We start from the raw sequence: 11,919 nt of genomic DNA, 5'->3' as shown, positions 1-11,919 counted from the left end.
GCCCGGTCTGTGTGCGGGATCGGTTTTCTTCCACTACATTCAGGGATTCTGGTTTTGTTCCGAGGTGGTGGGCTCGCTTTCGGGCTTCGGTTCCTCTTTTTTGGGTGTGACGATTTTGCTTCGTACCGGCAAGGGCCGTCTGACATCGAACATTTGGTGGCGGAAATTGCGGGTGAAGTCGAAGTTCGCTTTGCCGTTCTCGTCGTACACGATGCGTCCGGCGGCGTGCCACGGGTGTTTCTCGATTTGATCGTCGCGATCGAAATCCAGTGCTAGCGGGGTGGTTACATCCTTGTACTCGATCTCGATGACCGAGCCGGCCACGGGACGCCCGCGCTTCAAAAGAGAGCCTTTGCAATACCGTGCAATATGCCACATGGTGTACTTGGGCGGATCGTTGAGGAAGCCGAAGCGCAAGAAAAAATGCGTGGTCGCCCAGTAGCGGCCCGATACCTGGGGGTAACCCTTGTCGTCGAAAGAGGCGATGGGAATTCTTTCCTCTTCGGTGACTTCGTAAAAGCGCAGGATCGGGCTTGTCAGGGTGAAGTGGAAATCCAGATAGACGTTGTGGCGTGCTTGTCCGATGTGCAGCGCAATGAATCGATTCACCTTGTTCGGGGTGAAGATCAGGCTCAACTGAAACAGGAAAAGCAACACGCATCCCGCGTAGCCCAACCTGGCGACGACTTTGGAATAGGCCAGGCTTTCCTGGGGCTCGCCATCGTCTTCGAGATCCATGAACCAGTGAAAGGGAAAAAACAGCAACAGGGCGCCCACCCAGCTCAAGGCGAACCAGGGAATCGGAAAAAACATCGCGATCCCGAGGTGGAAGCCCACCCCGACAGTCCAGACAATCAGACGGCCACGCCGCAGCAGCAAGGCGGGAAACAGGGTTTCGTAGATCAGGGAGAGGTAGGACAAGGGCATGACCAGCGCCTTGACCTCCAAAAACTCGGGGTAATAACCGGTGCTGAAGTTGGGCAGGGCCGCCGGCATCCAAAAGGCGAGCCCGTTCTGCCATATTTCGTTGCGATACTTGAAAAACAACGAATCGAAATAGGTCAAGGCAAGCGGCGTGAAAACCCAGAGATAGAACCAAGTCGGTAAGGGTGCCCCTGGGCGAGCCTTTTCCTTCCGGCGCACGAGATCCAGCGCCAGCGCCTTGGGTTCCGGCATGAAGACCAGCGCCAGGCTTAGGTACTTGATCACGTAATCCACGTGGTAGATATCGAGCACGTTGTCGAGAATGACGCGGGCCAGAATCAAGTTCGCGATCAGGGCAAACCGAGTGAACAGCCCGAAAATCAACAATAGGTGAATCACCAGATAGACGGGAAGGACGACGTTCCCGATCAGGCTTCCCTCGGGGAAACTGATCGCCCGATTCCAGTAGGTTTGCGCGAATTCACAGAACTGGAAGCTGAAGAAAACGATGCGCGCCAGGGAAAGCGAAAAATGAGTCGCTTTGAGATCAAACCATTTGCCGGCATTCGGGTTATTCCCCATGTCCCACCTTTGGCTCACCTTGATGGATAAAAAGTCCGGCTATTGTAGCATAGACAAACCGCGCCTCCGGGTCTGCAACTCGCCGGCCTCGAAAAAAGCCCGAGATCCGCCACCACGGCAGGAACTCGGGCCTTTTCGATGTCGTCTCGAACCATCACGGAGCCTGGGGGCGAGAACCCACCCAAATCAGATGCGTTCCAAAGGCCGCAGGCCAATGAGCTCGAGACCTTTTTTCAAAACGCGACCCACGGCCTCGATCAACAACGCACGCGTCATTTTCAAAGACTCGGTCTCCGCCTGAAGGACGGGACAGTGTTCCCAAAACTTGGAGAACTCTTTGGACAAGGCGAAGAGGTAGGTGCAAATTTGATTGGGTTTGTATTCCTGGCCGGCACGGGCCACGACTTCCGGGAACCGGGCCATGCTCTTGAGCAGCGCCACTTCGTATTCGTTACCCAGCAACGACCAGTCAGCCTTGCTCTCGTCCACGTCACCGATCTTGCGCATGATGGACCGTGTCCGCGCATAGGCATACAGCATGTACGAGCCGGTATTCCCGGACTTGTTGGTCCAATCGTCCATGTCGAAGACGATCTCGTTCATGTTGTCGGTGTTCAACATGCCGTATTTGATGGTCGCGATCGAAATCCAGCGCGCGGCTTCGTGGATTTCCTCATCGGACCACTCGCCGATGAAACGGTTCAAATGATCTTCGCGAAACTTCTCTTCGAGCCGTGTCTGCAGCTCGGAGAACAGGATCACATTGCCGTGCCTGGATCCCATTTTGCCGCTCTTCAGCTTGACCAGACCATAGGGCAGATGGAAGCAGTTTTTGGCGCGCTTGAAGCCCATCTTGTCCAGGGTCGCGAACACCTGCTGAAAATGAAGCGACTGGGAGGCATCGACCACGTAAACCGAGTGATCCACGCCGAAGTCGTTGAACTTGACGTGGGCAAGGGAAAGGTCCTTGGTGGCGTAGAGGCCGGTGCCGTCGGATTTCAGCAACAGCAGGAAGGGCAACTTGTATTCCTCGAGATTGGCACCCACCGCGCCCTCGGACCGAACCAGCACGCCCCTTTCCAAATAGTCGAAGACCATCTCCTTCCCGTGCAGGCTCACCTCGGATTCGAAAAAATAATGGTCGAAGCGAACATCCAACCAATCATAGATGGCGTGGAACTCGTCCATGGACCACTTCTTGGTCTCCACCCACTGGTCGTGGACCTCGCCGCTCGAGGCCTCGAGCGCCTTCAGGATGTCGCTCACTTCCCCATTTCGGCGTTGGAGCTCGTCGACGACGGGCACCTCGGGATCGAGCGCCCCTTCGATGCGAAACACTTCGGCCAGTTCGGTGCCGAGAGGTGTCTCCTCGGGCAGGACATGGATTTTTTGGGCTTCTTCCGAAAGACCCAGCTCCTTGCCGGAACAGATCATGCCCTCGCTGCGCACGCCTTCCTTGTCCAACACGCCCACCTGGCGGCCGGCGATTCTGGCGCCCAGGCCCGCGTAGGCCACCACGTCGCCCACTTCGAAACCCGTACCACCACAGATGACGGTATGCGTCGAAGAGCCGGTATCGACGGTGACCATGGTCCATTCTTTTTTGGTGGGCGAAGGTTCGATCGCGGTTACCCTGGCGGCGTAGACCTTGGGAATCGGGCAACGGGTCAGGTTTTTGGGATCCAGTAGGTTGACCGCGCGGCGGTACAGCTCGCCCAAAAACTCACCGCGATTCTCCTCGGGAACCGCGCCGTCGAAATGCTTGCGGAAGTACCACAGGCACTTGGCGATGTGGGTTCCCTCATCGCCGATGTAGTTCACGGCGACCACATCGTAGCCGTTCCACTCGCAAATCCGGATCAGGGCATCGCCGAGCGCGACGTTCCGCATATGGCCGACGTGAAAGGCCTTGTGGGTATTCGGCTGAGAATATTCGATCATCATTTTTAGGTTTTTCTTGGGGCGCGGCGCCAACAGGCTACCGTCGAAAATGCCGCCCAAAACGTCGGCCGCGAAGGCCGATTTGTTGACGCGAAAGTTCAAATAGGGACCAAGCGCCTCGACGGAGGCCAGATCGGCAAAATCACCCAGACCGGCCTGCACATGAGGCAGGATATCGGTCGCGATTAAATTTGGTTTTTTGCGCAAGAGCTTGGCCATTTTGAAGCAGGCCACCGCAAAGTCACCGTGAGAGGTGTCTCGAGGAACTTCCACGCCCAATCGAAGGTCTTCGAATCCCTTGGCATCGAGTCCCAAATGCACGACAAAGACCTGTTTCAACAACGCAAGAATCTGTTCTTGGTACGACATGGAATTCCTCTCTTTTGCACGACTCGCCCGGCCGGATATGCCGAGTTTCGAGTCCGTAGTTGGTCCCCTTTCGGAAACGCCGACATTTCAATGAAAACATCCGATGGTTCGCCGATGGACCATGGCGACACGACGCCGCCGCGAATGCCGGATCGATTGGGTCCGAATACCTGAACATCGGCCCCATGGCTCTCGATCGCCGGCGGTGGACACGTCGCCGGCCGGGCACCGGTTAAGCCAGGAAATGTAACACAGGCCCTGGCCACAAACCAAGGGCTAACCCGGCGTTACCACAACGGCGAAGTACGATGGGGGGCGGACAGAGAAAGCCCTCAGGACTCAGGTGTCGATTCCTTGTTGCGGATGCGCGCATCCTGCTTGGCTTTGGCCCAATGCTGGTGATCCAGCCGGAGAAGGGTTCGCAGTCGTCGGGCGAGATGTTCTTCCTCCGGCGTCACCTTATCGTCGGCGAAGATCACCTGCCAGATCTCGGTCATGAGCTCCGCACGCTCTTCCAGAGACAGCACTTCGTTGATTCGGTTGGTGAACACGAAAATGTCGTGGCGCTCCGAACGCCTTTGGTTGGCAGTCTCGAACAGTTCCTTGATTTCGCTCGGCTCCAATTGGTACTTGTGCTCCAAGAGGCGAACGATCAATTGTCGCTCGGAGGGTGCGAAATCATCGTCAAAACAGGCGGTTTCCAAAAGTAGCGCTGCGCGAACGAGGAGCGGATCGTCGGCCTCCTGTTGCTCAGGCTCATTCGAAAACATATCGAGCAAACGGGTAAACAACGACATGATCTGAGACGGCTCCTTTTTCGTCGAGAGGTGTGGTTCTTGGCATTCATACTATCATCATTACCCGTTTCGAAACCAACCCAACCGCGCGGCCCGACGATCCGGAGCCAGCCGGACTTCCAATCTTCCGGCCCAAACGAAAAAGAGGTCACCCCGAAGGCGACCTCTCTTTCAATTCAAACGTGGGCTCGACGAGCCAGTACCCAGAAGCTCTTCTACCGATCGTTATCCCGGCTCCACCGGGCAAACCCGATCGATTTTCGAAAGAACCTCATTTCACCTTGGCCGCGGTTTCGCCTTTTTCCTTGGCTGCCGACGTGTCACCGGCGGCCTTGGCGGGTTTTTTCTTGACCTTGGAGCGCAGTTTCTCAGGCAACGGGCAGGGTTCCTGGACCTTCTTGGACTTGGGAGCGATCACGAATCCGCCGACCGCCGACTCCTGGTACAACTGCCACTTGTCCTCGTTCCAAACCCACCGTTGACGGGTAGGGAAACGAGGGAACTCCATGAACTCGGTTTTCATGGCGTGGTAGATCTTGACGTAGGCGCAGCCGTCGCCCCACATCCAGATCTTGTCGAGTTCCACATCGGAGACTTCACCCCGATTCAGACCAATGAAATCCTTCAAGGGAACGGCTTTGCGATAGCTTTCCACGTACATGCCGTAAATCGAGGTCAAGTCCCCCTCGACGGTCTTCTGCCAGAACAGCCGAATCGTTTCTTCCAGCGCTTCCTTGTGTTGGACCGCGGCCGTTTCACCGATGATCTCGTACTGCACTTCCTCGGGCTTCGCCTCATCGGCGCCGGGCGCGGGCTCGGTAGCCAACAGCGAAGGCACCAACGTCAGGGCGAGGGCGGCGAATTTAAACAGTTTGAACATGAGCACACCTCGTGCATGTCAGGTCAGAGAGGTGGCCCTTCTCAATTGACATGTTGTTTGGAGAATTCTTCGATCAGGGCGAGCGTTTCCGGGTGAATGCTCTGGGGTTTGGTTTTCTCGACCGATTGGACTACGGCCATGATGTCCGGATGCCCCGAGCTGACGAAAATCATCTGCCCTACCAGTTTGAGGGCCGCATCCACATCGCCATTCTCGATAGATTTCTGAACACCTTCGTTGAGCGCCAAGATGATGGCGCGATCGTTGGCGACCTGGGTCTGAAAAGTCCGGATCAACGGAGCGATGCGCGGATCCTCTCCGAAGTTGTTGATGGCGGTCTGCAGGATTTCGACACCCTCGCGGCGATAGCCCATGTGGAACTTGATGGCCGCCATACTGCCGTAAGCATTGGGCTTCTTTTCGTTTTTGGAGCGCTCGGTGAAGTGTTTGAACCGCTGGTCGAGATAGGTAAGTCTATCTTCGATCTTCTTCAGGCCCTCTTGGAGCGCCTTGTTTTCAGGATCCTTGGCAACCGCCAATTCATAGTAGAAACGGGCGGGCAACGGCTGGCTGTCGTCGAAGAAAATCTCCGCCAGTGCGGCGTACTGCTCGGCGGCGGGACCCTCTTTCATCAGCTTGAAGTAGATCTCGCCGGCAGCTTCGCGAGCCTGGGCGGCCATCATGTAATCTTGGGGCGCCCCCTGGGGAGCATCACCGGCAGCTTTGGGTTTACCGTGATCCCCGTGCCATGCAAACGCGGACAGGGAACATCCTACGAGAAAAATCAAAAACAAACGCATAATCAAACTCCAAAAAACCTGACTCGGGTCGCATGGCCCAAGTCAGGTCCGTGAGAAACGTAATAGTGGCGCTCAGTTGGTGGAACCGCGCTTCACCGAAAGACCCGTGGGGTTGTTCTTTTCGTCTTTGTAGTAATTGATCGCATTTTGGATCGCATCGAAGAGCTGGGCGGTGGCGGGAAAGTCTCCCCGACCCACATGGGTCATCTGCTTGCGCTGATCCACGAGAAAGTAGGACACCGGTCCCGGCGGCTGCAAATCGGTGCGGACTCCGTCCAGGAGATCGTAATACAGGTTCTGGGGCTTGGTGTAGTTCTTCAATTCCTTGCCGGCCAGCTCGATCTTGGCACGCGGCTCTTCTCCGGTGTCGTAGAAGATCGAAATGACGCGAATCAGTTCGCTGCCCTCGTGTTCCCGTTCCAGCTCACGCATCCGGTTCCAAAACTGGTTGCGTTCCATGCCGCTGCCGGTCCAGTACTCGATCACGATGGGTCGATCCAGGGGAATCTTGACCATTTCGGCTTTTTCGTTGAACACCTTGATGTGGTCGGTCCTGACGGCGTTCTCTTCCAAATAGGGGCGAATGATGTAGCGGTCGCCTTCTTCGATATGGACCGTGATCTCGTCGGGTCTGGCGGGGCGCTCGCGACCGAGCTCCTCGTCGAAAACCATGAACTGCATGTTTTCCTTGAGGATTTCCGCTTCTTTGGAAGTGAGTTTCTTCTTCTTGGCGTCATCCTGGCCATCGGCCTTGTTCGTCTGAGCCATGGCCGCGGTCGACAAAAGCACCAGCAACAGGAACCACGCTTTAGCAATCTTCATTGAATCTCTAACCTCGTCGTGGAGAATTTCGAGTTCCCCTACCACCTCAGGGGTTTTCGTAGATCAGGGGCAATGGAATGCCCATAAAGGTCGATGTTTGGGGAGTCCCATATAACTCGACGGCGAAAAAGGGTTTGGGAGAACGAATCCGGAAGTGGGTGATGGCATCCAGGTCCAGGATGTCCACTCCATTTTCGAAAATAGTCGCCACGTCGACAAACTTGACTTCCTTGGGAGACAACGCCCGCTGAATGTTCATGTTGAAACGACCCTGCAGGGTGCCGTCAGCCGAATAGCCCTCGAACAACGGCTGATTGTTGGCGGTACCGAGGTTGGCCACCATCAGGGTAACCAAATTGCGGTCTTCGGGCAAGCGAACAAAGGTTTCGTAATGCTCGTCCAGGGAGTCGCGCAGGATGCGGTGACCATACATGAAATAGGGATCCATCTGGTATTGAACGACCAAACCGTCCAGCGGGTACTGGGCATGAACGAAGAGGATCATGTCGTTCGTCACCGTGCTGCTGGTCAGGTCGGCCACGGTATTCAGCATTTTCTCGCCGGTACCCAGGAAGAAACCACCTTCGGCGATCACATCACCGCTCTTGGTTTCAAGGCTGTAGAGCACCTCGTTTTCCACATCGGCGACATTGAGCAGCGCCAGTCCGGTGCCGCCTTCGGCCTCGGATTTGAGGTCGAACACCATCATTTCGCCAATACCGGGACGGGTCTCCAAATCGATCATGACGTAGTTGCCGCGGGCATTCTCGAAGCAGACGGTTCCCTTCAAGGGGTTGTCGCTGGCCGTGGTCAGTTCGAACCATGCGACCTGGGAAAGCGAACCGATGCCGGGGATCCGATCGAGGAAGTTCTCGTAACGGGTGCTGCCGTTGAAGGGAAGCTCGACGGAGCGGATCACGTTGCCGTTGTCCGCGTGCAGGACCATGGTCACCGGCACACCGGCCTTTTCGGAAAAGACTTCCAGACGGGTCTTCCAACCGTTGCGGAAGGTAATGTGAGGCGCGATGTAGCGGGTCTTCATCACGTGGTCGCGGTGATACAGCTTCTTGTGCATGGTATCGCCGTTCTTCCAGCTTTCGGCCCAGATGGTACGCTCGGAAGAACGCCATACCCTTCCCGATTCCTTGGCGAGTGCAACACCGCCGTAAGGTGCGAGCGCTTGGGCATCGACGCTGTTTTCGGCCGCCCGAGTGTTGATGGCGAAAGCGTCGGACGCCAATTCGTCACCCAACTGCCCCTGACCCAGCCAAAATGACCCGGCGTCCTTGGGGAACTCGAGAGTGTAGTAGGAATTGGAAGCGTAGAATTCGTCGTGTGCCACCTTCAGGCGATAGGTACCGGCGGTTTCGGCGGTAATATCCAGGGTATGGCCCTCGCTGCGATCTTGAGCGTCCCGTTCGTTGCCCTCGGGATCGATCCAGGCGAAGGTGGCCGGATTGCCGTCGTAAATTTCGAACTCCACCTGTAGGCGCTGGCCGGCTTTCAAATCGACCGAGTAGTAGTCTACGTCGCCGACGGTCAGACTGCCGTACACGAACTCGTCGCGGAAAGGCACGGCCGCCTCGGCGGCGTTGTTGGGTTCGTAGAGGTCGTCTTCGACCCCGAAGCCCAAACCGGAACTGAACAGCTTGAAGTAGAGTTCGCGGTAGTAATAGTGATTGGCGATCAGGAGCCACTGACCCTTGTAGTAGAACTCACCGGGGAACCAGGCGCGCTGGGGGTGGGCTTCCACCGAATTGCCGGTGTATTCGTAGCTGGACTGGGTCTCGGTCAGAAAACGGTAGGTGTAGATTTCGGTATCGAGCGGCAGAAAGTCGTTGTTGTCGTTCAAGGTGACAAGGGCCGGGTAGTATACGGTGGCGGTGACATTGGTGTAGTCGCCATCCTGCTGGGACACCAAATCGAAGCCGTGCACCGGGTAGTTCCAGATCTGGTCGGAGATGTCGACGTCGAATACCACCTGGAATCCGTCGGCCACGGTCAGCATCAAAAAGTCGTGCAGGGCCTGGGCGGAAAGGCCAGTGGCGCCGCCGCCGGAAACACGAGCCTGGTTGGCTCGGTAGATACTGGCCAGCATGGCTTTCAGTTCGCCCGGCATGAAGCGGATCCCGTTGAAAACGATCGCTTCGGGCTCCTCGTGGAAAAAGGTGGAAATGGCCCAACCGTTACAGGCACCTTCCCACGTAAGCGCTTCGCGATCAACGAGATTCAGCAGCTCCCAATCGATGGCGGGGTGGTTGGGGTCCTGGCCCAAGGCGTAAAAAAGCTTGGGAAGCGGTCCGGGATAGCCACGGTAACTTTCACCGTGAACCATCTGATCTTTGCGGAGAGAAAGGTAATCACTGGTCCAAAGGTCGGCATTCACGAAGTAGGAGCCGTCCGGTTTCAGATCGGTCTTGTTTTGCGTGGTGACTTCTCCGGCCGTCACCATTGGCAGGGCCGCGAAAAGCACCCATAGAACTCTCGAAAGCATGCTCAATCTCCTGTGGGAAGGTACTACCCAAACAACACTCTTCCCGACCCGTCTATTCAATTTTGATGCCTTAAAATCAAAAGCTTTATCACCATCAAAGGCATAGCCAATGATGGTGATAAAGCCTTTAAGAGCAGATACAAGAAGGCCCCAACCAGGGGCTGGGGCCTTCAGGGTTTAGAAGATTACTTGATCATGAAGGGATCGCGAGTGCCGAAAGAGGAAACACGCTTTTCGGCAGGCATACCAGTGTCGATAGCACGCTTCTGAGACAGTACCGGCAGATCACCAGATTGCTCTTGGGGGTGATCTTCGGTGTTGCGAGCGCCGTAAGCGCCGCTGATGACGCCGTCTTTACCGATCAACAGGTAGCCGTCGAGATCGGCGACCAGGGTGTTGAGGGAGAGGTCGTCAGCGGTAGCGCAGCCAACTACGAACATGGAGGAGCGCTGAGTACCGAACTCACGCAGAACCGTGTCGTCCTGCAGAACCGGAGCTTGGCTGATGGAAGTGTCGTCAGAGTCGGCGAATACCACAGTCTGAGACTCTTCGTCGAACCACAGCAGCCAGGTTTGCTGGTTGCGAACGGCCAGTTCGGGGAACTCAACCTGCCACTCGGTGCCGTCAGCTTCGTATACGATACCGGTTACGGAATCCAGGTCAGCTTGGCCGTGGTTCACGAAGGAAACGCCGGCGAAGAAACCAGTGGGAGAACCGTCGGGCTTGATAGCGCGGGGTACGTACTGGAAGAAGATGCGGGTACAAGCGGAAGATTCGCAGGGCAGGAACTCACCGAAGGCCCAGTCGTAGGTGAAGGCCAGGCGAGCGGAGGGATCACAAGCAACTTCCTGATCGAGACCGAAGTTGTCGATACCGGGGAAGCGAGTGTCGGAGTCGATGACGGAGTCGAGGTTGGTGGCCCAGAAGTCGACGGTGATGTCGATGGTGCTGGGATCTTCCTCGTACCAGGAGCAAACGGTCGCGCTTACAGACAAGGTGATGTCATCGGGAACGCCGGGACCGTCGAAAACGATCTGGCCGCGACGGGTCAACAGGGTGCCACCAGCGCTGAAGCTGTTGGTGGTGTCGCCGAAGGGCAGGTCGAAGGAACCGGTGTCCGGAGCAACAGGAATCACAGACAGAGCGGCGGAGTCGAGACGCAGCCACTGAGGCAGGATGCCCGCGGGGTTGACAGCGTTCAGGTCTTCGTCGATGAAGAAGCCGTCAGAGCTACGGGTGTAGAACCGGAAGCCGTAGTTGCGATCGTTGGGAGTGCGCAGTTCGATGAAAGAACCGATGTGGAAGCCACGGCCTTGGCCGCAAGCTACGTTGACGACAACGGTGTTAGGTACACATACCAGACCTTGGTCTTCTTCACCCTGGTTCTGACCAGTGATCAAGCAGAGGTTGGCGCGTACGAAGGGAGGCTTGGCCTGGGGAGCACCGTCGCAGTTGAAGTCGAAGCCACGAGCAACAAACAAGTCATTCGAGAAGGCGACCGATACAGGAGTACCTTCCTGGATGGAACCTTCAGTTTGACCGTCTTCAACGTTCTCGGTGGTTTCGTCGTAGGAGTTGGGGTCGAAGTTCAGACCGGAAACATCCTGCGGTGCGGGCAGCGGCTCGAGGTTGGAGTTCGACAGGTCGGTACAGATCAGGGTAGATACTGCATCCAGGAAGTCGTTAGAACCAGCGTCGAGATCGCGAGTCGCGAAAGGCAGGTTGGCACGGCCATCGGTGAACATGTCGGAGTGACGCTCCCAGCTCTCGCTGGCGGGAACACCGATTACGAACGAAATACGCTGGTTGGGAGTCGGAGACTCGGTGCCACCACCGGTGTCGATCCAGTCAGAGGAAGAAGACTGAACTTTCAGCCAGATGGAAGCTTCACCAGCTTTCCAACGAACGACCGACAGGGTCGCGTCGGGAGCGGCGACGGTGTCCGTCACAGCGCCTTGACCGGCTTCCAGGTACAAGGGGAGATAAATGGGGTTGAAAGTGTGAGAGTTGATGTTGGAAGAGTGAGACCAAACAAGCGTTTTGCACAGTTTCGCGTTGTGGTCCAAAGTCAAACGAATGTAGACCGGAGCGGAAGTGCTAGCTCGAGCAAAATCGTCACCGGTTACAGAGAAGAAGATGATACCGGCCTGTTCGCAGGTACCTCTAACGTAAACCGGGTTAACGGTGGTCCGGAGCTCGATGGCCCCAAACGCCATGCTACCAGCAGCCATGAGGGCTACCAAAAGCAGTTTCTTGAAATTCATAACTGTTAGTTCCTCCATTGAATTTTGAATCCATACAGATTCAGGA

The 11,919-nt window shown here is 56.4% G+C and carries 8 protein-coding genes; all 8 read right to left on the bottom strand.

Going from position 1 to position 11,919, the window contains the following annotated elements; translation table 11 throughout:
* Positions 1 to 39: 39 nt before the first annotated feature.
* The 8 genes from J3U87_RS17800 to J3U87_RS17765 all read right to left on the bottom strand — a co-directional run bounded on the left by J3U87_RS17800 (position 40) and on the right by J3U87_RS17765 (position 11,873).
* Complete coding sequence (locus J3U87_RS17800; protein WP_237384406.1) at positions 40 to 1,506, bottom strand: HTTM domain-containing protein; 1,467 nt, start codon at positions 1,504 to 1,506, stop codon at positions 40 to 42.
* A 186-nt stretch (positions 1,507 to 1,692) separates the two neighbouring features.
* Positions 1,693 to 3,816 carry an arginine--tRNA ligase gene (locus tag J3U87_RS17795; protein WP_237384405.1) on the bottom strand — a complete coding sequence of 708 codons (2,124 nt, stop codon included), beginning with the start codon at positions 3,814 to 3,816 and terminating at the stop codon, positions 1,693 to 1,695.
* A gap of 332 nt (positions 3,817 to 4,148) precedes the next feature.
* Positions 4,149 to 4,613: a tellurite resistance TerB family protein gene (locus tag J3U87_RS17790; protein ID WP_237384404.1), complete on the bottom strand. Its 465-nt coding sequence runs from the start codon at positions 4,611 to 4,613 to the stop codon at positions 4,149 to 4,151.
* 271 nt (positions 4,614 to 4,884) lie between these two features.
* The gene (locus tag J3U87_RS17785) at positions 4,885 to 5,493 is read right to left on the bottom strand and encodes a hypothetical protein (RefSeq protein ID WP_237384403.1); all 609 of its coding nucleotides are present in this window, start codon (positions 5,491 to 5,493) and stop codon (positions 4,885 to 4,887) included.
* Between the two features lie 41 nt (positions 5,494 to 5,534).
* Positions 5,535 to 6,293, bottom strand: coding sequence for a tetratricopeptide repeat protein (locus J3U87_RS17780; protein ID WP_237384402.1), 759 nt, complete (start codon positions 6,291 to 6,293; stop codon positions 5,535 to 5,537).
* 72 nt (positions 6,294 to 6,365) lie between these two features.
* A complete protein-coding gene (locus J3U87_RS17775) occupies positions 6,366 to 7,115 on the bottom strand; it encodes a hypothetical protein (protein ID WP_237384401.1) in 750 nt (249 codons plus the stop codon).
* 46 nt (positions 7,116 to 7,161) lie between these two features.
* Positions 7,162 to 9,609 (bottom strand): PPC domain-containing protein, encoded by a 2,448-nt coding sequence (locus J3U87_RS17770; protein WP_237384400.1) that lies wholly within the window; start codon positions 9,607 to 9,609, stop codon positions 7,162 to 7,164.
* A 185-nt stretch (positions 9,610 to 9,794) separates the two neighbouring features.
* Complete coding sequence (locus J3U87_RS17765) at positions 9,795 to 11,873, bottom strand: hypothetical protein (RefSeq protein WP_237384399.1); 2,079 nt, start codon at positions 11,871 to 11,873, stop codon at positions 9,795 to 9,797.
* Positions 11,874 to 11,919 lie beyond the last annotated feature (46 nt).

It is taken from the genome of Sulfidibacter corallicola, from assembly GCF_017498545.1.
Taxonomy (GTDB): domain Bacteria; phylum Acidobacteriota; class Holophagae; order Acanthopleuribacterales; family Acanthopleuribacteraceae; genus Sulfidibacter; species Sulfidibacter corallicola.
The sequence above is the reverse complement of the archived record's forward strand: the minus strand, read 5'-3'. Positions and strand labels throughout refer to the sequence as shown.

What these genes read in the sequence shown, in the direction of transcription:
- J3U87_RS17800 (WP_237384406.1), bottom strand. Translation starts at nt 1,506, where the DNA reads ATGGGGAATAACCCGAATGCCGGCAAATGGTTTGATCTCAAAGCGACT.
- J3U87_RS17795 (WP_237384405.1), bottom strand. Translation starts at nt 3,816, where the DNA reads ATGTCGTACCAAGAACAGATTCTTGCGTTGTTGAAACAGGTCTTTGTC.
- J3U87_RS17790 (WP_237384404.1), bottom strand. Translation starts at nt 4,613, where the DNA reads ATGTCGTTGTTTACCCGTTTGCTCGATATGTTTTCGAATGAGCCTGAG.
- J3U87_RS17785 (WP_237384403.1), bottom strand. Translation starts at nt 5,493, where the DNA reads ATGTTCAAACTGTTTAAATTCGCCGCCCTCGCCCTGACGTTGGTGCCT.
- J3U87_RS17780 (WP_237384402.1), bottom strand. Translation starts at nt 6,293, where the DNA reads ATGCGTTTGTTTTTGATTTTTCTCGTAGGATGTTCCCTGTCCGCGTTT.
- J3U87_RS17775 (WP_237384401.1), bottom strand. Translation starts at nt 7,115, where the DNA reads ATGAAGATTGCTAAAGCGTGGTTCCTGTTGCTGGTGCTTTTGTCGACC.
- J3U87_RS17770 (WP_237384400.1), bottom strand. Translation starts at nt 9,609, where the DNA reads ATGCTTTCGAGAGTTCTATGGGTGCTTTTCGCGGCCCTGCCAATGGTG.
- J3U87_RS17765 (WP_237384399.1), bottom strand. Translation starts at nt 11,873, where the DNA reads ATGAATTTCAAGAAACTGCTTTTGGTAGCCCTCATGGCTGCTGGTAGC.